23 protein-coding genes are annotated in these 26,296 nt (G+C 50.4%); 12 read left to right on the forward strand and 11 right to left on the reverse strand.

All coding sequences use genetic code 11. From position 1 onward, the window contains the following. Position 1 precedes the first annotated feature (1 nt). The 5 genes from ACFQRK_RS13825 (at position 2) to ACFQRK_RS13845 (ending at position 5,627) form a co-directional block, all read left to right on the forward strand. On the forward strand, positions 2 to 967 hold the full coding sequence (locus ACFQRK_RS13825; protein ID WP_379007633.1) for a FecR family protein: 966 nt from the start codon (positions 2 to 4) through the stop codon (positions 965 to 967). A gap of 43 nt (positions 968 to 1,010) precedes the next feature. Next, the gene (locus ACFQRK_RS13830; protein WP_379007635.1) at positions 1,011 to 2,570 is read left to right on the forward strand and encodes a hypothetical protein; all 1,560 of its coding nucleotides are present in this window, start codon (positions 1,011 to 1,013) and stop codon (positions 2,568 to 2,570) included. A 208-nt stretch (positions 2,571 to 2,778) separates the two neighbouring features. After that, on the forward strand, positions 2,779 to 3,681 hold the full coding sequence (locus ACFQRK_RS13835; protein ID WP_379007637.1) for a lysophospholipid acyltransferase family protein: 903 nt from the start codon (positions 2,779 to 2,781) through the stop codon (positions 3,679 to 3,681). A 48-nt stretch (positions 3,682 to 3,729) separates the two neighbouring features. After that, entirely contained in the window at positions 3,730 to 4,185 is a 456-nt protein-coding gene (locus ACFQRK_RS13840; protein ID WP_379007640.1) for a hypothetical protein, read from the forward strand. A gap of 671 nt (positions 4,186 to 4,856) precedes the next feature. Further along, positions 4,857 to 5,627, forward strand: coding sequence for a hypothetical protein (locus tag ACFQRK_RS13845; protein ID WP_379007641.1), 771 nt, complete (start codon positions 4,857 to 4,859; stop codon positions 5,625 to 5,627). Position 5,628: 1 nt separating this feature from the next. Here the strand turns inward: ACFQRK_RS13845 and ACFQRK_RS13850 are convergent, their stop codons facing one another. After that, the gene (locus ACFQRK_RS13850; RefSeq protein WP_379007642.1) at positions 5,629 to 5,985 is read right to left on the reverse strand and encodes a DUF4180 domain-containing protein; all 357 of its coding nucleotides are present in this window, start codon (positions 5,983 to 5,985) and stop codon (positions 5,629 to 5,631) included. Positions 5,986 to 6,082: 97 nt separating this feature from the next. Between ACFQRK_RS13850 and ACFQRK_RS13855 the strand changes: the two genes are divergently transcribed. Both ACFQRK_RS13855 and ACFQRK_RS13860 read left to right on the forward strand, forming a co-directional pair. Further along, positions 6,083 to 6,469, forward strand: a complete 387-nt coding sequence (locus ACFQRK_RS13855) for a c-type cytochrome (RefSeq protein WP_379007645.1) — start codon at positions 6,083 to 6,085, stop codon at positions 6,467 to 6,469. Between the two features lie 65 nt (positions 6,470 to 6,534). Then, positions 6,535 to 7,029 (forward strand): DinB family protein, encoded by a 495-nt coding sequence (locus tag ACFQRK_RS13860; protein ID WP_379007647.1) that lies wholly within the window; start codon positions 6,535 to 6,537, stop codon positions 7,027 to 7,029. A gap of 53 nt (positions 7,030 to 7,082) precedes the next feature. On the opposite strand, the gene ACFQRK_RS13865 is transcribed toward ACFQRK_RS13860, so the two are convergent. The 4 genes from ACFQRK_RS13865 to ACFQRK_RS13880 form a co-directional block, all read right to left on the reverse strand. Further along, positions 7,083 to 8,198, reverse strand: a complete 1,116-nt coding sequence (locus tag ACFQRK_RS13865; RefSeq protein WP_379008041.1) for a TrpB-like pyridoxal phosphate-dependent enzyme — start codon at positions 8,196 to 8,198, stop codon at positions 7,083 to 7,085. A gap of 12 nt (positions 8,199 to 8,210) precedes the next feature. Next, positions 8,211 to 8,438: a hypothetical protein gene (locus tag ACFQRK_RS13870; RefSeq protein ID WP_379007650.1), complete on the reverse strand. Its 228-nt coding sequence runs from the start codon at positions 8,436 to 8,438 to the stop codon at positions 8,211 to 8,213. Positions 8,439 to 8,458: 20 nt separating this feature from the next. Then, a complete protein-coding gene (locus ACFQRK_RS13875; RefSeq protein ID WP_379007651.1) occupies positions 8,459 to 9,436 on the reverse strand; it encodes a sugar phosphate isomerase/epimerase family protein in 978 nt (325 codons plus the stop codon). 127 nt (positions 9,437 to 9,563) lie between these two features. Next, positions 9,564 to 11,708, reverse strand: coding sequence for a PQQ-binding-like beta-propeller repeat protein (locus ACFQRK_RS13880; RefSeq protein ID WP_379007653.1), 2,145 nt, complete (start codon positions 11,706 to 11,708; stop codon positions 9,564 to 9,566). A gap of 45 nt (positions 11,709 to 11,753) precedes the next feature. Here ACFQRK_RS13880 and hemW point away from each other — a divergent pair, with 45 nt between their 5' ends. Then, a complete protein-coding gene (gene hemW / locus ACFQRK_RS13885) occupies positions 11,754 to 12,884 on the forward strand; it encodes a radical SAM family heme chaperone HemW (protein ID WP_379007654.1) in 1,131 nt (376 codons plus the stop codon). Here hemW and ACFQRK_RS13890 read toward each other — a convergent pair. After that, positions 12,843 to 14,096, reverse strand: coding sequence for a 3-deoxy-D-manno-octulosonic acid transferase (locus tag ACFQRK_RS13890; RefSeq protein ID WP_379007655.1), 1,254 nt, complete (start codon positions 14,094 to 14,096; stop codon positions 12,843 to 12,845). The genes hemW and ACFQRK_RS13890 overlap by 42 nt on opposite strands. Before the next feature lie 108 nt (positions 14,097 to 14,204). On the opposite strand from ACFQRK_RS13890, the gene ACFQRK_RS13895 reads away from it, so the two are divergent. The 4 genes from ACFQRK_RS13895 to rfbB are packed head-to-tail and all read left to right on the forward strand — an operon-like array spanning position 14,205 to position 17,867. Then, positions 14,205 to 15,188, forward strand: a complete 984-nt coding sequence (locus ACFQRK_RS13895; protein WP_379007656.1) for a UDP-glucuronic acid decarboxylase family protein — start codon at positions 14,205 to 14,207, stop codon at positions 15,186 to 15,188. After that, complete coding sequence (gene galE, locus ACFQRK_RS13900; RefSeq protein WP_379007658.1) at positions 15,188 to 16,216, forward strand: UDP-glucose 4-epimerase GalE; 1,029 nt, start codon at positions 15,188 to 15,190, stop codon at positions 16,214 to 16,216. Before ACFQRK_RS13895 ends, galE begins: the two co-directional genes overlap by 1 nt. A gap of 12 nt (positions 16,217 to 16,228) precedes the next feature. Further along, on the forward strand, positions 16,229 to 16,810 hold the full coding sequence (locus ACFQRK_RS13905) for a hypothetical protein (RefSeq protein WP_379007660.1): 582 nt from the start codon (positions 16,229 to 16,231) through the stop codon (positions 16,808 to 16,810). 7 nt (positions 16,811 to 16,817) lie between these two features. After that, complete coding sequence (gene rfbB, locus ACFQRK_RS13910; protein WP_379007663.1) at positions 16,818 to 17,867, forward strand: dTDP-glucose 4,6-dehydratase; 1,050 nt, start codon at positions 16,818 to 16,820, stop codon at positions 17,865 to 17,867. 1 nt (position 17,868) lies between these two features. Here the strand turns inward: rfbB and ACFQRK_RS13915 are convergent, their stop codons facing one another. From ACFQRK_RS13915 to ACFQRK_RS13935, 5 genes are all read right to left on the reverse strand, one after another. Next, the gene (locus ACFQRK_RS13915) at positions 17,869 to 18,549 is read right to left on the reverse strand and encodes an LEA type 2 family protein (RefSeq protein WP_379007665.1); all 681 of its coding nucleotides are present in this window, start codon (positions 18,547 to 18,549) and stop codon (positions 17,869 to 17,871) included. Between the two features lie 60 nt (positions 18,550 to 18,609). After that, the gene (locus ACFQRK_RS13920) at positions 18,610 to 18,987 is read right to left on the reverse strand and encodes a hypothetical protein (RefSeq protein WP_379007667.1); all 378 of its coding nucleotides are present in this window, start codon (positions 18,985 to 18,987) and stop codon (positions 18,610 to 18,612) included. A gap of 57 nt (positions 18,988 to 19,044) precedes the next feature. Further along, positions 19,045 to 21,363, reverse strand: a complete 2,319-nt coding sequence (locus ACFQRK_RS13925; RefSeq protein ID WP_379007668.1) for a glycoside hydrolase N-terminal domain-containing protein — start codon at positions 21,361 to 21,363, stop codon at positions 19,045 to 19,047. A gap of 173 nt (positions 21,364 to 21,536) precedes the next feature. After that, positions 21,537 to 23,042, reverse strand: coding sequence for a RagB/SusD family nutrient uptake outer membrane protein (locus ACFQRK_RS13930; protein ID WP_379007669.1), 1,506 nt, complete (start codon positions 23,040 to 23,042; stop codon positions 21,537 to 21,539). A gap of 40 nt (positions 23,043 to 23,082) precedes the next feature. Continuing rightward, positions 23,083 to 26,256, reverse strand: a complete 3,174-nt coding sequence (locus ACFQRK_RS13935) for a SusC/RagA family TonB-linked outer membrane protein (RefSeq protein WP_379007670.1) — start codon at positions 26,254 to 26,256, stop codon at positions 23,083 to 23,085. Positions 26,257 to 26,296 lie beyond the last annotated feature (40 nt).

Genomic DNA, 26,296 nt, shown 5'->3' on the forward strand with positions numbered 1-26,296 from the left:
TATGGATGATATACTATTAACCAAATATTTGTTAAACGAGACAAGCGAAGCCGAGTCGCTTTCCGTGCGCACGTGGATGGCTGCACATCCTGACAATGCGCGGCGGTTTGAGCGTCTGGAGCGGATCTGGAAAATCAGCAAGTCGCTTGGAAAGGAGCTGACCGTGAGCGAGGAAGATGCGTGGCGCCGTTTTGTGCAACACCGGGATTCCGTAGCCTCCGCGCGCAAGGGTGGATTCGTAAAACCGATAAAATGGCTGCGATATGCGGCCGCTGTGGTACTGCTTCCGTTGGCAATATGGACGTTCTATACTGTTTGGAGTAACCGTCCTGTGGATTCGGCGCCCATCGTATATGAAACCGAAGCATCACCGCAAACCGATACGTTGGCAGACGGGAGCGTCATTACCCTAAACAGTTTCGCCACTTTACGGTATGCGCAGGAGGCTCGTACCCAGCAGCGTATCGCAACATTGGACGAAGGTGAGGTGTTTTTCAACGTGAAAAGTGATCCCAATAGGCCGTTTATCGTCCAATCGGGAGAGGTCACCGTTCGGGTGCTCGGAACCTCCTTCCACGTAAAGCGGGTCGGGGATGAAACTGAGGTCATCGTCGAAAGCGGTCACGTTAAGGTTACAGGCCCACGACGGGAGGTCGAGTTGTCGTTGGGACGTAGGTTGCTGATCAATACCGCTACCCACCGTTTTGAGGAGGGAGAGGTGAGCGATCAACTCCACAACTATTACGTCGACAACCGGTTTGTACTGGATAATACACCGCTTTGGCGCCTCGTCGAGGTGCTCAGCCAAGCCTATCATGCGGATATCCGTATTGAAAATCCGAAAATCCGCGACCTGCGGATGACGACGACTTTTCATCGCGGTGATCTGAACCAAATACTGCATGTGATCGGCGAAACGCTGCGAATTGAGGTGAAGCGGCAAGGCAGCAAAATTGTATTGAGGTAACCTAACATATTTGTATACTTGTCGGGTTTTTCCACCCGAAACTATGAATATCCGGATACCATTGATTTGCTTTTCGTTTCTGTTAGCTCTCACCGTCAGGGGACAGGGGTACCTGGTGCGGGATATCCACCTGCGTTTCACGGCTGCTCAGTCGATCAGGGAGGTATTGGATGCGATCAGCAAATCGCAGGGTTTTTATTTTTCCTACAACAACCAGGTGGTACCGGCCGACAGCCTGATTACGGTCTCAAGGTACGAGGGTAGGCTGCTTGATTTTTTGACTGGTACGTTTGGCTCAGCCTATGAATTTAAGGAAAGTCCGGGCTACGTCATTATCCGGTACGCACCCCGCAGAATGGCTGTTGCCATAAACGTTGAAAAGCGCCGGTACGGCCCCATGGTGGTCGAGGGGCAGATCACGGATGCAGATCACAAGAAAGGCGTATATCAGGCCAGTATATACGAGCGCAACGTCTTGGCTTCTACGTTGTCCGGACCAACAGGTAATTTTAGATTAGCCATCAAACGACCTGAGGAAACGCTATGGCTAACCATCAGCAAAGAAAATTACCGCGATACAACCCTTGCCTTACTGCCGCCCGTACAGGTTAGCACCAAACAAAATAAAAGACGGTATTGGTTTGCTCCGGATGATGGCAGGGGAGCCGGATTGGAGGGCACGGCGTTGGGACGGTTTTTTACCAGTTCACGACAGCGTATCCAGCGCATCAACCTGGGTGGGTTTTTTGCGTATAGTCCTTACCAGATTTCGTTGACCCCAGGATTGAGTTCGCAGGGATTATTTAACAGTCAAGTGGTCAACCAGGTTTCGGTAAATGTCCTTGGAGGGCACACCGCGGGCGTAAACGGCGTCGAGGTGGGTGGGGTGTTCAATATCAACCAGCAACAGGCGCGTTATTTTCAGGCTGCCGGCCTGTTCAATTTGGTAGGGAATGATATGCAGGGGGTACAGGCCGCGGGAATTTCCAACATCGTGGTGCGCAATGTTTCGGGTGTTCAGGTAGCGGGAATAAACAACCGCGCCGGAAACGTCAACGGCGCTCAATTAACGGGTCTTTTCAATGTTTCAGGCCAAATAAAAGGCATCCAGCTGGCCGGGGTTGTCAATATCGCGGGAGCAGTAAAGGGTGTCCAGCTATCGGGACTGGTCAACGTGGCGGATAGCAGCGACTATCCGATCGGATTGGTGAACCTGATCAAAAATGGCGGGAAGAGCCTTGCGGCCGGACTGGATGAATCGGGAGCTGTCCAACTGACCTTCCGTTCGGGCGGACGGGTGTTGTACGGCCTACTGGGTGTTGGATACCAGTTGAATGACAAACCGACGAGGTATGTCCTTGAAGCAGGCATCGGCGCACATATTTTGCAGACGACCCACTTTGGACTGGATGTGGAATTGGCTAACAGGATCAGTCCTGATTTTAAAACCGCCCCCGAACAACAAGCGTCTTTCCGTTTGCTTCCTCACCTTTGTCTCAACCGGCATTGGGGAGTCTTCGCCGGACCGACAATCAATTACATTCTTGAATCCAACCGCACCTTCCGGATGGGCATCATGGGTGGCATAGCCTATCGGTGGTAAATGGTCTTTGCGTTTGTTGCGCTTGGCGTAAGGGTATACCCGTTGGAAGTTGTCCTTCCATAAACACCAATCGTTCAAATGTATGAGGTTATGGAAAACTGGATTATTCTTGTTACTTGCGCTGGGGGACTTGTTGCTATTATCGCCTTGCTGGGATGTCTCTATTTGCTGAGAACTGCACTAATAGAATTACATACAACATGCGACCATGACTATGAATGGCCGCATTAGGATCAGGGCGCGATGGCCCGCCGTATGGGAAAGGGCTGTTTGCGGGGTTATGCTTTTCCCTGTGTTTCTCCTCAGCAGGTTGCCTCAGCCCCTACTCTGGGCCACTATCGGACGATGCTGCTATTTCTTTATTTATTCGTTTGCCCGTTACCGCTATCAGGTGGTTGTCCAAAATCTTTCGCGTTCTTTTCCCGAAAAGCCCTATGGAGAGATTTATCTGTTGGCAAAGGACTTTTACCGGCATTTTTCAGGATTTGTTGTTGAAATGATTAAATCCCTTTCCATCAGTCGGCGTGAATTGGCGGGCCGCGTCCATGTCGTCAATGCCGACGTATTGTACCGTTATCGGGACGAGGCAAGGCCCATGGTGGCCTTGTTGGGCCATTACGGAAACTGGGAGAGCCTCAATATTCTGCCCAGCAAACTGCAAATGCCGGTAAATGCGCTTTATAAACCCTTGTCCAACCCATCATTGGGAAGGATTGTCATGCGCATCCGCACGCGGTTTGGGATGCAATTGATACCGGCCGGTCGGGCAGTTCGCCAACTGATGGGGGCGAAAAGCGGGGCATCACTTAACCTTTTTATTGCCGACCAATTTCCCGGTAGGGGAAAGGGGCATCGCATGGAACTGCTTCATCAACCCACTACGTTGTTTGACGGAGCCGAAAAATTAGCCAAGGCAATCGACGCAGTGGTTTTGTATGTGGAACTTGAAAAAAACACCGACAGCGGTTGGAATGTGCATTTTTCTTTAATTACCGACCGGCCCAACGAGACGGCCGAAGGACAGATCACCGAAAGTTTTGGTAGGCGGCTTCAGCAAACCATCCAGAAGCAGCCGGCGTATTGGCTTTGGTCGCACAAGAGATGGAAATAAAAGGAGGTTTCCTGTATCTTTGGCACGATGCACGGCCTTCGGTTTTATATGGATTACTGGTATCATTTCCTGACGTCCCATTCGCGTCATGGTACGCACTCGCCGTTCGTATATAAGTTGGTGGATGAAGTAATTTATGCGCCCCGAAAGAGGCAGGAATCCCCGCGTAAAGTAGAACGGGTGATATCCCGCTTGGTTAGCCGTTTCAACCCGGGCGATGTTTACCGGCTGGGCAACCCGCTACCACCACACCCGTTGGACTTTGTCATTGCTGAAGGGAATGATGCAGAGCTGCTGACAGCTCAACTGTCACAACTTTGGCCCCAACTTCACGTAGGCAGCGTGTTGGTACTGACCGGCATTTACCGCAACAGGCGGATAAAGGCATTATGGCATGCTCTTCGAGAGCGGTCGGACGTGACGGTCACCATAGATTTGTTCCACCTGGGCTTGATATTTTTCCGCAAGGGGCAGGCGAAGGAGGATTTTCGCATCCAGTTTTAAGGAGTACCTGTTCTATCCACCTCAATGGGCTGCTCGCGAACGGCTACGCCGCCGACAAATCCCAACCCATTCATTACATTGGTAAACACCGTATCCTGGTAGGTTATCCGTTATAACAATGTCTGCCCGCTTGTCCCAAAGCGTAATAAATACCTCCTGTACCAGATCTTTGGCCAGTTCTTCGTCGCACACCCGCCAAAAAGCAGCATGGTAGAGGGGCTCCCAATATTGGTCAAAGCATTTTGCGAAGGCATTTCTATCCCCTTTACTTACTTTATTCCACAATGAGCGTTGCGACACAGCTTTTCCGATTTGACGGCTAAATTAGAAAATATGCGACATAATCCACGGTTTCTATGCGCGATATCCGGGCGATATACCTACCTCAGGTGTCCCTCAGCCGGTTGTCCTTCGGTGCATCCTTTCCTCATATCCCTGCTTAGCCGAGTCCTTAGAGACGGAGGTTTCCTATAGGGGGAAGGAGGGTGGTATGGAGGTAAGTGGGAGGTACAACGGAGTACGAACGGAATTGAACGGACTTTCAACGGACTGAGAACGGACTTTTGGAAATTTGTCGGCGTGAATCGGTTTAGGTATCTTTACCCGAGCAGGGGGCCGGGTCATTGGCTTTGCCAAAGATACGAAATCTATGATAAATCAACGTAAATAGCATGTCCGAAAAAAACGAAAAGCCCGCGGAGTACAAGCGGAGCGACGCAAGTGTAAAGTCCAGCCGAGAGTTTGGTTATGCTGCCCGGGCGGCTTCTGTTTTGAAGCAGGTGATTCTGCCGATGGTATTCGGTAAATATGGCAATCAGCTGCATAAGCGTCTGCAGTCGCGCATCATTTCCGTACTGCATACCGGACCGGAAGCGAAGAAGGGAAAGCGTGGTTTAGCTGACGGGGATGTCACGTTGATGAAAGGCCTGTCATACAATCCCTATATGCAGTTTTCGACGTTGGCACCGGGTATTTCTGTCGGGGTTGTGATTGATCCGGTATCCAGAAAGGTACACCTACGTGTGCGAAATACCGGTGAAAGTGGCTTTAAATGGCCGGAGCAAGCAATTTCGGCTTGTCTTGATGTTCAGGTCGTGGCAATGGATGTTGAACGACTGACGGTGGATACCTATGGGCTGGAACGGTTGGATTTTGGGCTTCGGGACAGCGATGCTACCGAAAAGAAAGCTTCGGTACCAATAACTGAGATGGATCATCGTCTGATCTTGGTGAACGTGAGTATCTCATTCCTGCGCGTGGATTCAGCCGGTGGCGGTGCGCATATCAGTCATCACCAACGGTGCCATGCCGCTTATATTGCCGCCGCTTCTTATGTGAAAGACGGCAAGGTGGTGGAATTCAAGCCGGATGCCACACCCTCGAAAAGTGTTGCGCAACCACCTGTATATGGTGCCGCCCTTACAAAATGGGACGAATCATGACTTACCCCAGCTTGGCCAATGCGTCAGAAACCGATTCGGCAAAGTTGATATGCCCGGTGCGGTTGCTTTCGCGGATGAAGTCCTGGATGCTTTTGCCGGTAAGGGGGGAGAAATCCCCGACGATAGCCAACCGGACCCTATAGTTGGAAAACTTCTGGAGGATTTCACCGGCCAATCCATTTTTCAGGTCAAAGAAGTTGGGCGTGATGTTATGCACGTGAAGAATGATCCGGTCAAAACCTTGGTAATACAGGTTGCCCAATAAATCCAGGGCATCTTCGGCCGTCTTAATCAGGCATGTGTCCGAAATCACTTCGGCAACGGATATCTGGTTGATTTGATGGGTTTCAACGATCATTTAGATTAGAATTGTAGCCATTCCAAATAGCTGGTTTTTGTTTAATTGTTTATGAATTTTAAATACCTTGCCTGAGTAATCCAAAACTATACCAAGTATGAATAAATTAACCGTAGTAGCCCTGCTTTTGTCGTTTGTTGGCGTTTTTAGTGCGTTTGTCCCCCAAGCGCAAGACCCGGCTCTTCAAAATCTCAAAGTCCTTCCCAAAGATATGACTTTTCAGGAAGTCCGGGAGGTGATGAAAGGATTTAACGCGGCTTTGGGCGTGAAATGTGATTTTTGCCATGTTCCCAGCAGTGCAGATCCAAAAAAGCTGGATTTTGCAAGTGACGAAAATCACCATAAAGACATTGCCCGGAAAATGATCCGGATGACCGCCAAGATCAACCGGAAGTACTTCAACGATCACGCAAAGGAAGGGAATACACTCACCATCAGTTGTGCAACCTGCCATAACGGACAAAAACATCCAAAGTCCATTTAGTGCCTTGACACAACGCTGTCACTGGCTTGGCATACCTTTGAGTCGATAAACAAAACAGATAAAAAATGGATATCATTAAAGAACTATTGTCAGAGCTGGAAAATGAAGCAACGACCACCCGTAAAATGTTGGTGCTTGTGCCGGAAGACCGTTTCGATTGGGCACCGCATCCCAAAAGTATGACCTTGAAGCAATTGGCTACCCACATCGCCGAGATACCTTCCTGGTATACCTTTGCGGTGGATCAGGACGAGCTGGATTTCAACGAAGGAAATTACCAACCTACGCCGATCGGAAGCAATGCAGACTTGCTTAACTTATTTGAAAAGTCTTACCAAGCGGGTAAGGCGGCGTTGGAACGTTTACCAGAAACGGCATTGGATAAGCCCTGGATTATGCGGGGAGGAGATGCCGTATATCTGGATACGACGAAATACGGCATGGTGCGTCATGCGTTTAGCCAAACCATACACCACCGTGCGCAATTGGGCGTCTTCCTGCGCCTGCTGGATATCCCGATCCCCGGGAGCTACGGACCCAGCGCGGATGAAATGGGATAAACGTTCTGATTTAGCCCCGGCAATGGCCGGGGCTATTTATGGGTGCGGGCGGCTCAGGGCTGTAGCGCCTCCAGCTTGCTGATTTCGGCGGTCAGCTCTTCATCGGAGAATGCGTGGTTCTGTAGTTTACCATCGAAATAATCCTGGTATGCAGCCATATCCACGAATCCGTGCCCGCATAAGTTAAAGAGGATGGTTTTTGATATTCCTTCTTCCTTCGCTTGGTTAACTTCCCGGATGACTTGGGCGATGCCGTGATTGGCTTCAGGTGCGGGGATAATCCCTTCGGCCTTGGCAAACAGCACACCGGCCTCAAAACAGGCTAATTGTTGGATGGCTTGGGCTTCAATGAGACCGTCTTTTAGCAGTTGGCTGCATAACACGCTTGCCCCATGGTACCGCAGGCCGCCGGCATGGATCGCTGCGGGTGTAAAGGTATGTCCCAGCGTATACATTGGCAACAACGGCGTATACCCTTGTGTATCGCCAAAATCGTACATAAACTTACCTTTCGTCAATTTCGGGCACGAAGCCGGTTCGACGGCAATGCAACGTACCGACTTCCCCTCGATTTTGTCTTTCACGAAGGGAAACGAGATTCCGGCGAAGTTCGAACCCCCGCCCAAGGGGGCGATGACAATATCGGGATAGTCGCCGGTATATTCCAGTTGCTTTTTGACCTCCTGTCCGATGATGGTCTGGTGAAGCAGCACGTGGTTCAGCACAGAACCCAGCGCATATTTTGTTTGTTCGTCGCCCACGGCCACTTCGATCGCTTCGGAGATGGCTAAGCCCAGGCTTCCGGGCGTGTTCGGGTCGGCCGTCAGGGCGTTTCTTCCTGCCTGTGTTCCGTTGGTTGGTGAAGCATATACCTTTGCCCCGAAAGTGTTCATCAAAATCTTCCGGTAAGGCTTTTGATCGAAACTGATGCGTACCATGTATACTTCACAGTCGATGCCGAAATGGCTGCACGCGAAGCTGAGTGCGGTACCCCACTGGCCGGCCCCCGTTTCTGTAATGATGCGCCTGACACCCTCCTCTTTGTTGTAATACGCCTGTGGAATGGCCGTATTAGGTTTATGTGAGCCGCTGGGACTGGTGCCTTCGTATTTGTAATAAATTTTGCAGTCGGTGTCCAGTGCCTTTTCCAGATTGGTCGCACGAATCAGCGGTGTAGGACGTTAAATCCGGTACGCTTGCTGCACTTCTTCGGGGATGTCAATGTATCGGTCGGCAGAAACCTCCTGCTGGATGAGCGCCATCGGAAAAAGCGGAGCAAGATCGTCCGGGCCAACGGGCTGTTTGGTGGCCGGATGTAACGGGGGTAGCGGTTTGTTGGGCATGTCAGCTACAATGTTATACCATTGCGTGGGCATATCCCTTTCATTTAAAAGGATTTTTTTTTCCATACGGTTTATATGTTTGTTGTTTACGCTTTCAAAGCCTTTCTTGCAAATTCAACACATTTGGCCACCTCTTTCACGGCGTCTGATCCTTCCGGGATTTGGTATTCGAGCTCAACGGTTGCCGGAAACTTATAGCGCGATTTGGCCATCAATTGCAGTGCTTCCGCAATGGGGGTATCTCCCTGGCCCCAGGGTAGATTTGCTCCACCATTTTCCTTGGTTTTCCGATCCTTAACGTGCATACTGACAATGTGTTTGTGTTTTGCTTTTATAAATTCGATGGCATCGAATCCTGCCGCTACATAATGTCCCATATCGAAATTCATGGCATTGAAACGGGATTGGGCAATGGCTCCGTCCCACATGTCGAACGTTTGTTGCGTATGGCCGTGATAGCCCACATACACCTTATGTTTAGCAGCCAATTGTCCCAAGCGCTGGGTCTGTGCCGGGTCGGTTGGGAACTCCACATTTGCCTGGTTGGCGCCCAACGCCTTGGCCGCTCGAAATGCATATTCAATCTCCCCGTCGGTATTCGTGACTCCCAACGCACTGGGCTTGTAACCGTAGATACTTACTCCTGCGTCGTTATATAGCTTCCGAAGTTGCTCAAATCGATGCATGGGGGCATTTTGCCGCCAGTTTGCCAACGCTTGCAGATGAGCCTGCCAGGCTTCCTGGCCTTCGGTACTGCCCCGTTTGGGACGGGGAGGTGCTACGGGCGCGCCTGCAAACGTTTCTGCCGCATCACCCATGAGCTCCACTGCGCTTACACCGCACTCGCGGCAATACTGGAGCAGTTGTTCTGCACTGCTGGGCATGCTGCGGAACGAATAGGTAATTACACCGATCTGTACGCCGTTGAATACGGAGTTAGGCTTGTTCAAATCCCTGATATAGGCAGGCATTCCAAAAACCGCTTTTCGAGAGACGACGATGCTCGCTGCGGTCATTGCGGCGGCGCCCAGAAAACGCCGTCTTGATAATTGACTGTGTTTCATTTGAGTAATTGTTTTAATGGCCATGAAACTTGCATGAATTATTTTCTCTTTTCGATACACAACGGCGGCAATTCATACGGGCTTCTTTAAACATAGTAACGTTTAATTACGGTGCGCATTGTCTGTGTTACGGATGATCAGGGAGGGCGAAGGCAATGTACTTTGTTCCTGACCGCATGCCCAGTTTCCCACCGCCGGCAGCAATGACAACAAATTGCTTGCCTTCCAGCGTGTAGACGGCAGGCGATGCAAAACCGGCAGCCGGAAGTCGGTGTTGCCAAAGGAGGTCACCTGTTTTCTTATCGAACGCCCGTATTTTTTCGTCTTGTGTGCCCGCAATGAATATCAACCCGCTTTTGGTAACCACCGGACCTCCATAGACTTCCGTGCCGGTATCTTCAGGGGTTCCCAGCTCATCAAAATTTCCCAGGGGAACTTTCCATAGCAATTTTCCGCTGGTAAGGTCCACGGCATTCAATGTTCCCCACGGAGGCTTGATGCCGGGGTATCCGTCGCGGTCGAGAAACCGTTGGTATCCATTCAGTATGTATTCTGGTTGGGAAGACTGATCGGTCACCTTCGATGTATCCGTAGCTTTCGGAATGGCCTCTTTGTCTTCCAGATCCATCAGGTAAGTAAACAAGGCTGTTTTTTCTCCTTCGTCGAGCACATCTTTGAATGCCGGCATCATGTTCCGACCATTTTCAATGACGAGTTTCGCTTGCTGCACGGTCATGCGGTCTGGTAAATGCGCCAGCTCGGGAAAGGAGGGAGCGATGCCCTGGCGGTCCGATCCATGGCAGGAAGCGCAGGCTTTACGGTATACCAGACTGCCCTGTTCTTTCAGCGTTTTTGCCTTTTCTTCCTTTAAGGCTGGATTGGCAATCATTTGCAGGCGCCAGGGCAGTTCGGAGGATCCTACATATAGAATCTGTGTTTCCGGGTCAACAGCAGCTCCGCTCCATTGGCCGCCCCCATCGAACCCCGGAAATAGCCACGAACCCTGCAAACTTGGCGGAAGGAACCGGTCATCGTTCCGGTACCGATGGTATTCGTCGAGCAGTTCCCGATGGATTGCCGGAGTTCGGTCGCTGACATCGTCGGCTCCAAAAAGCTGCCGTGCAAACGGCTCCGGCAGCGTAGGAACAGGCTGAGTGGGCCAGGCTTCCTCACCCGGTAGGTCGGAAGATGGTGCGGGAACTTCCTTAATGGGAAATAAGGGAGTGCCGGTAACCCGATCGAATAGGAAAATGTGTCCGGATTTGGTGATCTGGGCCACAGCATCCACCCATCTGCCGTTTCTTCTGACGGTAACCAGATTGGGATAGGCCGGAAGGTCGCGGTCCCAGAGGTCGTGATGGACGGTCTGAAAATGCCAAAGATAGCGGCCCGTGTTCGCATCTAGGGCGAGGAGGCAGTTGGCAAAGAGATTTTGGCCTTTTCGTCGTTTTCCGTAAAAGTCTGGCGTAGATGATCCCAGCGGGATGTACACGATTCCGCGGTTTTCGTCAATCGCCATTCCCGCCCAGTTATTGGCTCCGCCTATGTGCTTCCATGCGTCGGGGTCCTCCCAAGTTTCGTACCCCTTTTCACCCGGATGAGGAATCGTATGGAAGATCCACTGGCGTTTGCCGGTACGTACGTCGAATGCGCGTATGTGACCGGGGGCGGCATCGGCCCCCTCGCTCAATCGCATGCCGGTAATCAGCAGGTCTTTGTACACGGTCGGAGCGGTATTTCCAGCCATCCAGCTGCTCTCATAAGGGCCGTCCAAGTTCCTTCGCAAATCGATGCAGCCGCCGTCGCCAAATGTAGCAATCCCTTTGCCGGTTGTGGCATCGACGGCGTATAGCTTCGGGCCGGTGGCATAAAAGAGCCTTTTCTCACGGCCCGATTTATCCTGCCAAAAAGAAATGCTCCGGATGGAGCCCCGGGCCGTCGAATCGGGAGCTTTGAACACCCAATGTTCCTTGCCGGAGCGGGCGTCCAATGCGAATAAGTGCTGATTCGGAGAAACGCCATATAGGACACCGTCCACCATTAATGGAGTTGTCGGAATGGTTGAGCCTTTTCCGACGGAGTCGCCGGTGTCGTATTCCCAGGCAATCGCCAGTCGGTTGACATTATCCGTTGTGATATCACCGTGTTCCACGTAACGCATCCCCTCATTGGTTCCCGTAAAGGTGTGCCATTCCTCGTTGGCAGTCCCCCCTGAACATCCGGAAAGGATTGCGCCAGAAACGAAAAATAGTGTCTTTACTAAGCGGTTCATAACTTCATAAGGGCCCACCAATATACACCTTATTTTTATCTTTGCATGATGGCGGGTATTTATTTCCATATTCCATTTTGCAAGCAGGCTTGTCACTATTGCGACTTTCATTTCAGCACTTCGCTAACGTATCGGGCAGAGATGCTGGCCGCCATGGAAAAAGAGATTGCATTGCAAGCGCATTACCTGAACGACCGCGCGATCGAAAGCATTTATTTCGGTGGAGGCACCCCGTCCTTGCTGGAAGCGGATGAGGTATCGCGGCTCATCGATGCTGTGGTGGGGCATTTCGATATCCAGTCGGATGCCGAAATTACGTTGGAAGCCAACCCGGACGACTTGAACAACGTGAAGGTGGCCGCGATGAGGAATACGCCGGTAAACCGGTTCAGTATAGGCATCCAATCTTTTTTTGAGGAAGATCTGTGCTGGATGAACCGCGCCCATAATGCAGTTGAAGCATTGGAGGCTATTCAGCGTGTGCAGGACAGTGGATACGGAAACATCACCGCCGATCTGATTTACGGTTATCCGCTGCTTACGGATCGAAAATGGTTGCAGAATATCGGGCGTTTGCTGGATTTCGGGGTTCCCCATATCTCCGCCTATTGTATGACGGTCGAACCGCAGACGGCTTTGGCTTCTTTCATCCGCAGGGGAAAGCAGACACCGATAGACGACGGACAGGGTGCCACGCAATTTGAATTGTTGATGGATGAACTTGCTGCCGCTGGGTACGAACAGTATGAGATTTCCAATTTTGCTAAACCGGAGCAATATGCCCGTCACAACAGTAATTATTGGAAGGGAGTGCCCTATTTAGGGATCGGTCCTTCGGCACACTCGTTCGACGGGCATTCCCGGCAATGGAATGTGCGTAACAACGCCAAGTATATCCGGGCGATACAAAACGGTGTTGTGCCGCATGAACGGGAGGAGCTCAGCGAGGCGGATCGGCTTAACGAATACATCATGACTGCCCTGAGAACCCAATGGGGTTTGAATCTGGATTATATAGACGCACAGTTCAGGGCTTCGTATAGTGGGGTCGTCCGTGCGGGATTGGAATCCCTGGTTATCCGGGGAGAGGTGACGCTTGTCGGGAAGGTGGCAACCTTAACCAAAAAAGGAAAATTAGTAGCCGATCGCGTCGCCGCCGAACTCTTTGTCGATTAAATGGCGCAGGATGATTGCCGTTGCGCCCGCGTGGTCTTTTACGTACCGCCCTGCAATTTGTCCCGCATGTTCGCGCGACGTATCCCCGGTTAGCTTTTTGAAAACGGATATCAGTTCGTCAATTCCGCGTACAGTGAAACCGGCACCGTTGGCCAGCAGGTCTTTTGCTTCCTGGAATTTCTGGAAATTAGGACCAAAGATGACCGGGATGCCGTAGGCGGCAGCTTCCAGGGTGTTGTGGATGCCTGCTCCGAAACCTCCGCCGATGTAAGCAATTTGGCCATATCCGTAAAGAGATGAAAGCATGCCGATGTTGTCGATCAGCAAGATTTGAGATGGGAGACCATCGACTTGTGATTTGAGCTTGGAAAACCGGACGGATACCGGAAATTGCCGCTCGATCGCGCGAAGATGCTCTTCGTGGATTTCATGGGGGGCAATGATCATTTTCCAGTCGGGAAACTGAGTATGAAGGTCGGACAATAGCGATTCGTCGGCAGGCCATGTGCTGCCCGCGACCAGCAAAGGCGCTCCCTTGGCAAACGTTTCAATTTCGGGGATGTGTTGCCGGCTTTGGGGCAGGGCGACTACGCGGTCGAACCGTGTATCGCCTGCATGGCTTGCGTTGCTGAAACCGAGCTGATCTAATAACTGAAGGCTATTTTCGTTTTGCGTAAAAAAGTGAGTCACGTAGCCAAGGGTTTTCCGGAAAAAGCTGCCGTAGGGTTTGAAGAAAATCTGGTCGGGCCTAAAAATGGCAGAAATCAAGTAGAGCGGAATACGTTGGGAAGCCAATGTACGAAAGTAAAACGGCCAATATTCATACTTAGTAAATATGGCTAGAGAAGGATTGATCGTGCGGATGAAAGCCCTGGCATTGGCGGGCGTATCTTCGGGTAGGTAAAAAACGTAATCCGCTAGCGGCGTATTTTTTCGTATTTCATACCCTGAAGGAGAATAAAAGGTGATGACTATGGGGGTGCCGGGGCGGTGCGACCGGATGGCTTCAAGCACCGGGCGGCCCTGTTCAAATTCACCGAGCGACGCAAAGTGAAACCAAATAGGTTGAGTGCCTGTATCCACTTCCCGGGCAATCCGGTTTAGCAATCCCCTTCGTCCGCTGACCCATTTTTTTGCTTTGTCGTTGAACGGCGACAAAATGGAAATTAGTAGCCCATAGATTTTGATTCCAGCGAGATAGAGTACCCACATCTTGGTTGTAAATCCTTATATTCGCGCCAAACTTAGATAAATTTTTGTATGCAATCGCATTCGTTTGTTTATAAAGTGAATTTATCGGTTTAATACACTGCACAAATTATGTCGAGAAAACGTATACTCATCACCGGTGCTGCAGGATTTTTAGGGTCACACCTATGCGACCGTTTTATCAAAGAGGACTACCATGTCATAGGGATGGACAATCTGATTACGGGCGACCTTCGTAACATCGAGCACCTATTCAAGCTGGAAAATTTCGAGTTTTACAAGCATGACGTGTCTACGTTCGTGCACGTGCCGGGCCAATTGGACTACATCCTCCATTTTGCTTCCCCGGCAAGTCCCATCGATTACCTGAAGATTCCCATACAGACGCTGAAGGTGGGCTCGCTGGGTACCCATCATTTGCTGGGTCTGGCGAGGGCCAAAGGCGCACGGATTTTAGTGGCTTCCACCTCCGAAGTGTATGGGGATCCGACCGTCAGCCCACAGCCCGAAGAATACTGGGGCAATGTGAATCCCGTCGGCCCGCGGGGGGTGTACGACGAAGCGAAACGCTTCCAAGAGGCCATCACGATGGCGTATCACACCTTCCATGGGCTTGAGACCCGGATTGTGCGCATTTTCAATACGTATGGTCCCCGGATGCGGCTTAACGACGGGCGGGTACTGCCGGCTTTTATCGGCCAGGCCCTGCGGGGTGAGGACCTTACGGTCTTCGGCGATGGATCACAGACCCGTTCATTCTGTTACGTGGATGATCAGGTCGAAGGGATCTACCGGCTGCTCCACAGTGACTATTCCCATCCGGTCAACATCGGCAACCCCGACGAGATTACCATCAAGCAATTCGGGGAGGAGATTATCAAATTGACGGGAACCACACAGAAATTGGTGTACAGGGAGTTGCCCGTGGACGACCCGAAGCAGCGCAGGCCGGATATCACCAAAGCCAGGGAATTGCTGGGGTGGGAACCCCGGGTTGGTCGGGCGGAAGGGTTGCGCATTACCTATGAATATTTCAAGTCGTTGCCCGACCAGGAAATAAAGCACAAGGATTTTACCTATTACAATAAGAAATAATGAGCAAGATTTTAGTAACGGGCGGCACGGGTTACATCGGGTCACATACCGTGGTTGAGTTGCAGCATGCCGGTTATACGCCGATCATTGTGGATAACCTCGTAAACTCCAATGCCGGAGTATTGGACCAGCTGAAAAAAATCACCGGTATCCGGCCTGAATTCCATAACTTCGACCTGTGTGATGCCGACAAGGTAAACCGGTTCGTGGCTGATCATCCCGACATCACGGGCATTATCCACTTCGCGGCCTATAAGGCGGTAGGGGAGTCCGTTCAGCAACCCCTGAAATATTACCACAACAACTTCTTTTCGCTGATCAACCTGCTCAATGCATATGCCGGAAAGCCGGTAAATTTCGTGTTTTCGTCGAGTTGCACGGTGTATGGCCAACCGGACCAGTTACCGGTTACGGAGCAGGCCCCTGTGAAGAAAGCCGAGTCGCCTTACGGAAATACCAAACAGATCGCCGAGGAAATCCTGTCGGAAACCGCAGCTGCATTCAGCAACTACAACATCGTGTCGCTCCGCTATTTCAATCCGGTGGGTGCCCACGAAAGCGCGCTCATCGGTGAGCTGCCGTTGGGGGTACCGCAGAACCTGGTGCCGTTTATCACCCAAAGCGCCATCGGCAAACGGGGGCCGATCACGGTATTCGGCGACGACTACCATACGCCCGATGGTTCGGCAATCCGGGATTATATCCATGTGGTGGACCTGGCCAAGGCACACGTAGCTGCCATCCGCCTGCTGGAAAAAGGAAATCCGGCAGGGAACTACGATGTGTTCAATATCGGTACGGGAAAAGGTAATTCCGTATTGGAGGTGATCAAAGCATTTGAAGCGTCCACCGGGGTAAAGCTCAACTACCAGATCGGTCCGCGCCGCGCAGGTGATGTGGAACAGGTATGGGGCGACGTATCCAAATCAACCCGGGAGTTGGGCTGGAAGGCCGAACTGGGAATCGAGGAAATGATGCGTTCCGCATGGAAGTGGGAACAATATTTGAAGGATCACCCACTGGCGTAGTCCGTAAACACCATGTCACTTCATCAGCAACCGGAGTTGAAAAAAGCAATTCTAGGGCTTCCTCAGCAGGAAAAGGATAAACTGTTGGTGCGTTTGGTCGGCAAAGACCGGCTGTTGATGAAGAAATTGCATTTTCAATTGTTGGAGGACGAGTCGGATTTGAATGAGCGGATTGAGGCCGTTCGCCAACAACTGGTTCAGGTGGTTAAACAGACGAAGGGGTATATCCCGAACGAGAACCAGCGTGGCCACGCCGACGAATTGATGAAAGCACTGAAATACGGCAGTGGTTTCATTAATGAGCACGTTGCGGTTACCAAGGACAAAATGAGCGAGCTCCAGTTCCGATTGTTTCTGGTATCGCAAAGTTTTGCCCATTTTGGCCGATTGTTCGAACCGCATTTATACGGAAGGAATGATCGGTTGTTAAAATACCAAGCAGGAAGGATAAAATATATGCTCGGGAAATACGAAAAATTGCATGAAGATTTGCAGTTTGAATTCCGGGAAGAACTGAATGAAGCTTTAGCCTTCGCCCATGGATCGGGGTTGAAACCCCACATGAAGGCATTGGGGCTACCAAAAGAGGTATAAGAGAAACATGAAAACCATTATCATCACCGGTGGAGCCGGATTTATCGGTTCGCACGTTGTGCGTAAGTTTGTAACCACGTACGCAGATTATCAGATCGTAAACCTTGATAAGCTTACGTATGCGGGTAATCTGGCCAACCTGAGAGACATAGAAAACAGACCGAATTACCGTTTTGTCAAGGGCGACATCACAGATGCCGCATTCATTGATGAACTTTTTGCCGCAGAACGGCCGGACGCGATTATCCACTTAGCTGCGGAGTCACATGTAGACCGTTCGATCAGCAACCCCCTGGAGTTTGTAGTCACGAATGTGGTGGGTACCGTGACGTTGCTGAATGCAGCCCGCAAACATTGGGAAGGGCGGTACGACCAGCACCGGTTTTATCATGTATCTACCGATGAGGTCTATGGCGCCTTGGGTGAGTCGGGCATGTTTACCGAAGAAACCAAGTACGACCCGCATTCGCCGTATTCTGCCTCAAAAGCGTCGTCGGATCATTTCGTACGGGCTTACCACGACACCTACGGGTTGGATGTGGTGATCTCCAATTGCTCGAACAACTACGGTTCCCATCATTTTCCTGAGAAACTCATTCCGCTCGCCATAAATAACATCAAGAACGGAAAGCCGGTTCCGGTCTACGGGAAAGGAGAGAACGTGCGAGATTGGCTGTGGGTGGAAGACCACGCGCGGGCTATCGATGTCATATTCCATAAGGCAGCCTCCGGCCAGACGTATAACATTGGCGGTCATAACGAGTGGAAAAACATTGACCTGATCCGACTATTGTGCGATATTATGGACCGCAAACTTGGTCGTGCCGCGGGCGAATCGGCCAAATTGATCACCTTTGTGAAAGATCGTGCCGGACACGATCTGCGTTATGCGATCGACGCGACCAAATTGAAACAGGATCTCGGCTGGGAACCGAGTTTGCAATTTGAGGAAGGGCTGGAAAAGACGGTAGATTGGTATCTGGACAACGAAGAGTGGCTGCAGGACGTTACCTCGGGGCATTACCAGCAATACTATTCCGAGCAATACGGCGGGTGAACTACCGGAAAATTCCCTGTTTGATCAGAAACTCGGCATCGACTTGTTTGTCGATGTCGATGTAACCGGGATAGTTGATGGCTTTATTGCCTAACGCTATCGTCGGTTTAATTTTAAATCTAAGGTTCACGCGCTCTTCGGTCGAACCATTCCGTGCGCTTTGGACAAACGTTAGAAGTTTATTAAGCGTTTCGCGGTCCGAAAGAAATTTATATACATTGGTTCGCAATTTTACCGGCACGACAACCGTCTCTCCGGCAGGAACTTCGATGGGCAGGTCGGAAACGCCATCCAATACTTCCCGGCCTTCTACCTCAATTTTATAAGCAAACTGTTGGATTCCCGCGAGGCTGTTGGTCGGATTGGTAATGCGCACATTCAGCACGCCTGAAAGCGGGATATCCCGGCTTAGGAAGCCCAATGCTACCCCTGGAAGTTGGCTGACATCCACCCGGCCATTGGCAATCAGTTTATTCACATCTGTGCCGGCTAAAAAGACACTGTCGGCGGACACAAATTCATAGCGGCATTTCTCAAGAGCTCTAAGTGCTTTCGCCTGCTTATCCAACGTACAGGAAATTGCTAGGAATAGAATGCCGATGGCAAGAATGAGGGACTTGAGAACTGTCCACACTTTACGTCGATTTGTCTGATGTAATTTACGTTTTGTCACGGTTTCCATACGTTTATACCGGCGCAAGGTAAGAAAAAAGGGTGGTTGACAAAAACCACCCTTTAGTTGCTATCGGCTACAATCTGCCGTCCAGGTACCGCGGTCATTCGTGACCAGAATATTCAGCGAACTCGCTGTTATCCGGATGCCCGAAAACCCTTCGCCTATGCCGACATATGTGTTGTCATCGTCCTGCTGAAACTTGACGCCCGTAATATCGGGTATCCCGCTCCCGAAGAGGAAAGAATACGAATCGCCTACTTTGGTCACCGTCACCCGGCCGTCCTCGTCGATAATGGTTTCTTCACCGTTGTTAAACGAAATGTCTCCCTCATAGGTTCCCACAAATAAATCCGTTTCTGAAGGATCTGTGTCCTTATCACATGAAACCATAAACATCAATGAAACGATCATCAATGCTCCAATCACTTTCACTGTTTTCTTCATAGCGTTGTAGTTTTGTTACCCTGTAAAAGAGGCAAAGGCTATGCCAAAGCTTGCTGACTACATGCCATTATAGGTCGTCATCGTTCCATTCACCAGCACATTGACCGGTTGTTTCGTAGCGGAATGGATGCGATAATCGACTACTTTTCCGTCTTTCCATTTGATATCTACCGTATAGTTTCCCCGGGCTTTAAGTCCCTTTACCTGTCCGCTCGGCCAAACATCCGGTAAGGCCGGCAAGAGATGGATAAATCCGGCATGGCTTTGTAAGAGCATCTCGGCAATGCCGGCGGTGCCGCCGAAATTTCCGTCAATCTGGAAGGGAGGGTGGGCGCAGAAAAGGTTGGGGTAGGTGCCGGATCCCTTGTTCATATGTATTTCGCTGCCGGAGGTAGGCTGAAGTAACTGCCGGAGAATTTCCAGCGCATGATTTCCGTCCTGAAGCCGTGCCCAGAACAGGATTTTCCAAGCCCTGCTCCAGCCGGTCCCTGCATCGCCGCGTTCCTGCAGGGTCTTTTTGGCAGCCTCGGCCCACTCCGGCGTAGTCTGCGGAGAGATAAAAGCCGCAGGATAAAGTCCGTACAGGTGTGACACATGGCGGTGTTGGGGTTCGGGTTCCTGGTATTCCTCTAACCATTCCATTATCCGACCATCGCTGCCGATTTGTACGGGAGGCGGTAGATGGACGATCTCCTGCCGAAGTGTATCGATAAACGTATCCTGGATGTTTAATAGATCTGCTGACGCAAGAACGTTTTCATATAGCTCCCTTACAATCTGGTTGTCAATGGTAGGGCCCATGACCACACTGGCCCGCTTGCCATCGGTCATGATAAACGAGTTTTCCGGCGATACGGAGGGAGCGGTAACCAGCCAACCATGACGGGGCTCTTTAATCATCGTGTGATGGTAAAAGCGCGCTGCTTCCCGCAATATCGGAAATACTTGCGCGAGGTAAACCGTGTCACGGGTGAATAGGTAATGTTCCCAGAGGTGGTTGCATAGCCAACCGGAGGCTGTGCTTGCCCCCCACGACGCGACTTCACCAGGTGCCGTATAACCCCACACATTAGTGATCATATAACACACCCATCCGGGGGCGTTGTAATACGCTTTCGCGGTTTTTTTTCCTTGTTCGGCAAGGGTTTTGATCAAATCGATGAAGGGCTCGTGCAGTTCAGAAAGATTGGCAACTTCCACCGGCCAATGGTTCATCTGTGCGTTGATATTAAGATGGTAGTCACCGTTCCAGGGTGTCTGGACCTGGTGTGCCCACAATCCCTGTAAATTGGGCGGCAAAAGACCGGGACGTGTGCTGCATATACTCAGGTACCTGCCAAATTGGAAATAGAGCCCAGCCAAGCCGTTGTCAGCGGAGGGGCGGTCGTAGAACCGCTTTAGCCGCTCATCGGTAGGGATGTTGGTCATTGACGCGCCGTCGATTTCCAACGATACCCGGTTGAATAATTTCTCAAAAGCGGCTTGATGCATTTGTTTTTCTTTGGGGTAGGCATGCCTCAAAGCGGCTTCCAGTAGGCGTTTGGACTGCTCCAGATGCGGGGTATTCCTGAAATTTGTGGAAATCGATACATAGAGAATCGCCTCATTCGCACCTGAGAGGCGCAAGGAGCGATCTTCTACGGTAAGTTTGCCACCCTGGTGCTGGATGCGTACCCGGGCCATATATTGCATACCTGCGCCGCCACGCCCGTCGGAAAGTGCTCCCGATAATTGCAGCTCCTCGCCATCCGTTTTAACGTTGGCATGTTCTTCGCGGGTCAAGGTAACTGAAAAGTCCAGTGCTTTTTCTTTATCCGCTGTCAGCCGGATGATCCCCACATCACTACCAAAGGAAGTGAAGTACTCTCGTTGGTAGCGGACCCCATCGGTTTCAAAGTGAGTGGAGGCAATCGCTGACGATAGATCTAGTTGTCGGCGGTATCCGTGAACCTCATGGGGATAATGATAATCGATCCGTAATTCGCCCAGGGTTTGGAAACATCCGAATGGCACATTGGCGCCGTTACCGTGTCCACTGCCCGCGCCCGTGCAAACAAAATTGGCATTGACCAGGGCCTCCGCATCATCGTTTCGCCCCTGTAACAGCAATCGCTGGATTTCTTTTACGCTTTTGTGCGCTTCGTAGTTATTGGCATCCTGCGGGCTACCCGACCAGAGCGTGATGTCATTTAAAACGATTTTTTCGTGGTTGATTCCGCCATCGGGCATCATGCCCAGGCGTCCATTACCTAAGGGTAACGTTTCTTCCCATTGTTTTGCCGGTGCCGTATACCAAAGTTGGAGAGATTGCTGGGCCAATGCGTTGGCTGAGAAAAGGAAAACCAGAAAGGATACTAGCTTGTGTTTTACAGACATACGTTGTTTGACATGTGAGGCCTTGAAAAAATGAACAATCCTTGCTCGTTTCACGAATAACGGAAATTAGTTCAAGTTTTAGAAATCTTTGTTTGTTGAGTGTGAAGATCTCGGCGATACCGGCTGGTCAGCCGAAATTGCCGAGATCTAGGTTTGGTTGTCGGACATGGGCGTCAGTATCCTGGATTTTGGTCCTCTTCGTTAATCATATCATTTTGCTTAATCTCCGATTCAGGAATAGGATATCGGTTGTGAAATTCCTGTAAAGTTCCTTCCGCCTTTGCCCAAGGGTTACGCTCAGAAACGTATTCTACCAGTTTACCCGTACGGATAAGGTCCATTCTTCGCCATCCTTCGAAGCCCAGTTCACGGATACGTTCGTCCATGATCCGTTCCCGTAACTCTTCTTTGGATATGCCCTCCCACGAGTAACCCTGGGGAACAGTACCGCCAAATGCCCGTTTGCGTACGCTGGTGTTCAGCAATTGGATAGCCTCGTTCGTTTGGTTGAGTTCGTTCAGGCATTCTGCTTTACAAAGGAGGATATCCGCCAGACGCAAATAATAAATCAATCCTCCTGAATACCAAAAGTTTTGCACGCCTTGGGTTCGAATGTCTTCAAATTTACGGGTGTGAGGGCCAAGCTCGTCTTGTTGCCCTGTCCACGTGATGGTCGGTTTTCGGCCATCGGGTAACGTAAAGTCATAGCGGATGCTTGCCAATTTGCGGGTATCACCCGGTTCCCACACACCGCCTTCCGTCTGGTCATTGGCGTAATAATCCGTTGGCATGATCAGATCATACCCTCCGAAATACGTATTGCCGTCCAAATCGGCTACGGCCCTTGAACCGGCGTGGTGCTGGGCCATGTTGTTATCAGGCGACATGTTCACAAACTGGAAAGCGTAGATGGATTCCGATGAGTTTTGATCCAATGTTGTATTGAATAGATCGCCATAATTGTCCAAAAGTGCATAGTTGGGAATGACTTGATCAAAGTACGAGATAGCACGTTCATAATCTCTGAAGCCAGTTTCTTCGGGTGCATACAGGTAAACCTTGCCCAACAAAGCCAATGCTGCTCCTTTGGTTGGGATTTTTTTATCCGACTGCGTCTCTTCCAGGTGCTCCGATGCAAACTCCAAGTCTTTAATGATGAAATCAAAAACTTCGGGGAGCGGTTGCCTTGCCTCCCGCATATTTTCCTGGTCAATGATGGGAATGGGGCCCCATAACATGGCCAGTTCAAACGTGAGGGTCGCCCGGATGAATCGGGCTTGGGCTTTCAGGGAGTTGGATTGGGCATAATAGGCTGCCTTAGCAGCGGCAGTGATGACGGGCCAGCGTTTATTCCATTGTTCGGCCAGTGAGGAATTAGACGCATTCAGTGCATTGCTGTACTTATCCAGCGCGGCTTGTACGTTGTTTTCGTGTACTTGCTGTCCACCCTGTTTTGCTTCGTCCGTACCCAGTGTAAACATAAATCCACCCCGGTCTTGCTTGGTGTTCCGCCATTGGGTGTACAATCCGGAAATAAGCAATTGAATGTTTTCCTCATTTCCATATACCTGCTCCTCGGTTAGGCTCGTCTTGGGCATTTCTTCCAGGAAATTCGAGCATGCGCTGACCGTGCCGAACGCAACCAGGCAACAGATCGCCTTTATAAATTTCGTTTTCATCTGTTCTATTTTAATATTTTCAGGATTGCTATAATTCGTATTATAAGCTAACATTCACGCCCAGGACAAACATCCGTGCCGTTGGATACCCATCGCCATTTTCCGGATCATATCCTTTGTATTTCGTGACCGTAAATAGGTTGTTTCCGGAAACATAGAATCGGAGCCCCCCTAAACCAGCCTTGGAGTAAACCTGCTGCGGAAGGCTGTATCCCAATGAAAGTGTGGCAAGTCTTAAAAACGAGGCGTCCTGAATGCCCCATGACGTTTCCCCGCTGGAAAACCGGATGGAATTGTCGTAAGTCGCCCTCGGAATATGGGTGTTGGTATGAGTAGGGGTCCATCGGTTTAGCATATCCCTGTGAGTAGGGCCGTATCCTGTTCCGCTCATTAAGCTTTCGTAATATCCACTAACGGCTCTTGCACCGTATGAGTAAACAAATATGGCATTCAACGATAAACCCTTATAACGCCAATTGGATGAAAACCCGCCATAGAACTTGGGGTCTTTTTTCCCGATGATCACGCGGTCGTTTTCATCGATGACACCGTAACCAGCTTCACCCGGATTTTGTTGATCTTTCGGAAGAATGTCCCCGGGCTGTAACTCTTTTCCTGGGAGAGTCAAACCATTTACGTAGTCCATATCTGATTCCTGAATGATCCGATCGAACTCCCACATGTAAATTGTGTTTAACGACTCGCCCAGGAAGAAATTTCCCTCGCGTTGGATGTCTGTGCCTGTAAAGCCGCCAAACGCGTAAATGGCATCCACATCACCATATAACTGCGTGATGGTGTTCCTGTCGGAAGAAATGTTAGCCGAAAGGTCCCAGTTAAAATGGTTGGTACGTATCACGTTTGCATTTACTGAAAGTTCGACACCCCGGTTGGTCATCTCGCCAATGTTGACAATGGCCTCGCGGTATCCCGTCAGCGTGGATAGCGAACGGCGCATCAAAAGGTTCGAGTTTACGATATCAAAATATTCGGCGGTCAATGTAAACCGGTCGCCAAACAATCCGACATCCAGCCCTATGTTCAGCTGCCGCTGATTTTCCCATGTGAGTGCCGGAGATCCCCTTAGTCCGCTGGAATTAAAAGATACCTGCCCCGAAGAGTAGGCCGGGTTGTATAAGCTGTAGAACGCATAATCCGGAATGCGCTGGTTGCCTACATTTCCGTAGCCCAACCGGAGCTTGAGCTGGCTAAGTTGCCCGATGTCTTTCAGGAAATCTTCCTGCGCGATGTTCCATGCTAAAGCCACAGAAGGGAAAAAGCCCCATTGATGGCCTTTGGCAAATTTGGACGACCCGTCATACCGCCCGGTGAGGGTTGCGAAGTACTTGCCCGCATAGGAATAATTTGCCCGAGCCAAATACGAGAGGAGTGTGGAACTGACGAAATCGGATCCTAACGCAAAGTTCGGCTTATCGAAAGCAGCTCCCAGGTTGTAATAGCGAAAATCGTCGATTGGGAAATCACGAGCAGTTACATTGGTGTAGTTGAAGGAATTTCTGCTCATGCTGGTAGCGATCAAGCCGCTGATGGAATGCTCCCCGATGGTTTTGTCGTAAGTAATGGAGTTATCCCACTGGTAATTATTCCTGGAATCGATATTGTGGATGGCTCGGCCGCGATATGAATCACGTTTCGCTTGCTGAATATCACTGGGGATATACTCGTAGTACTTCTGCTCCAACGCGTCGATGGAAAAGGATGTGCGAATATTCAGCCCTTCAATTGGGTTGATGTTCAAATAATTGGCCGATAATATTTTGTTCCGCGTGCGTTGTCGGTCGATGGTGAGTGAACGCAGCGGGTTTTCCATGTTGATGTCCCAGTTGTTTCCCCACGCCAGGTACAAGGAATCTGCGCTAATGGGCAATAGTGGATTAGCTGCACGGGCGACACCGAACACTTTGTCGTCGGCGTAGGTGTCGCGTCCGCTGGTGTACGATGTATTGGTTCCTACCTTCAGCCATTTGTTGATGTGGTGTTCGGCGTTGATGCGTCCCGAATAGCTCTTATAATTCGAGTTTTTTACCAATCCGTTTTGATCATTCAAAGCAAAGCTCAAGTAATAGGAGCTTCGGTCTGTACCGCCCGAAAAGCCCAGTGCATGATTCTGTTGCATGGCTTTTCGAGTCACCGCATCCAGCCAATTGTAATTGCTGCCATTTGCATACGATGTGTGTTCATAATCCGCAAACCACCGTTTATCCGGAGCAAAAAGTTCCTGATTTATGAAATCTTCGTGGGTGGCTCCCGGATTGTTTTCGTAAAACTTTCCGCCAACGGTGTTGGAATTTTCGAGCGCTTCAATGCGCAGTTCATACATGTCTTTAGCCCCTAAAGTCAAGGATTCGTTGACAAAGTCCTGAAGTCCTATCCAACCATCATAAGTAACCCTGCCATGCTTTCCACTGCCTTTTTTGGTGGTGACAACAACGACGCCCTGTGCCCCCCTTGATCCGTAAAGTGCGGTAGAAGAGGCGTCTTTCAAGACATTGATTGAAGCTACATCGTGCAGGTTCAACAAATTAAAATCGCCTTCCATGACGATACCGTCTACCACATAAATGGGATTTCCACCGTACTGCATTGAGTTATTTCCCCGGATCTTAATGGTTGCGTTACCGCCGGGTTGCGGAGAGTTTTGGATGAGCACGCCAGAGGCCTTTCCCTGTAAGGCCTCGTTGATGCTTGTTACGGGGCGTTCTTTGAGGGTTTCCTCACTGATGTTGACAACGGCACCCGTCAGATCACGTTGTTTCAGAGATGCTCCTACCACGACCACTTCGGTTAGGGCAGTCACATCTTCCGCCAATATAACGGAAATGGATGTCTGTCCGTTTATTGCAATGTCCTGGCTAACAAAACCTATGTTAGTAAAACGGAGCGTTCCATTGGAAGGAGCCATGAGTTGAAAACTGCCATCGGTGGCGGTGGAAGTACTTGCCGAGCTCCCGACCACAGAAATACTTGCTCCTTGCAAGGGCGTGCCGACACTGTCCGTAACGTGTCCTGTGATGCGGATGCTTTGGCCATTTTGCGCGTTTGCGTCTATGCCCCACAGGGGCAGAAGAGCCAACAGGAGCGCTAGGTATCGCACAATTGTTGATTGGGTGTGTAAATTGGAGTACATAAGCTGCTTATAATTGAAAATATATAATGAACAATCAAATAAACTCAGGTTCTTGAGGAAATCCATTGCTACTAATTAATGTTAGTAACTTGGGTTCTGAATTGGC

This window comes from Parapedobacter sp. GCM10030251, from assembly GCF_042666505.1.
GTDB lineage: Bacteria > Bacteroidota > Bacteroidia > Sphingobacteriales > Sphingobacteriaceae > Parapedobacter.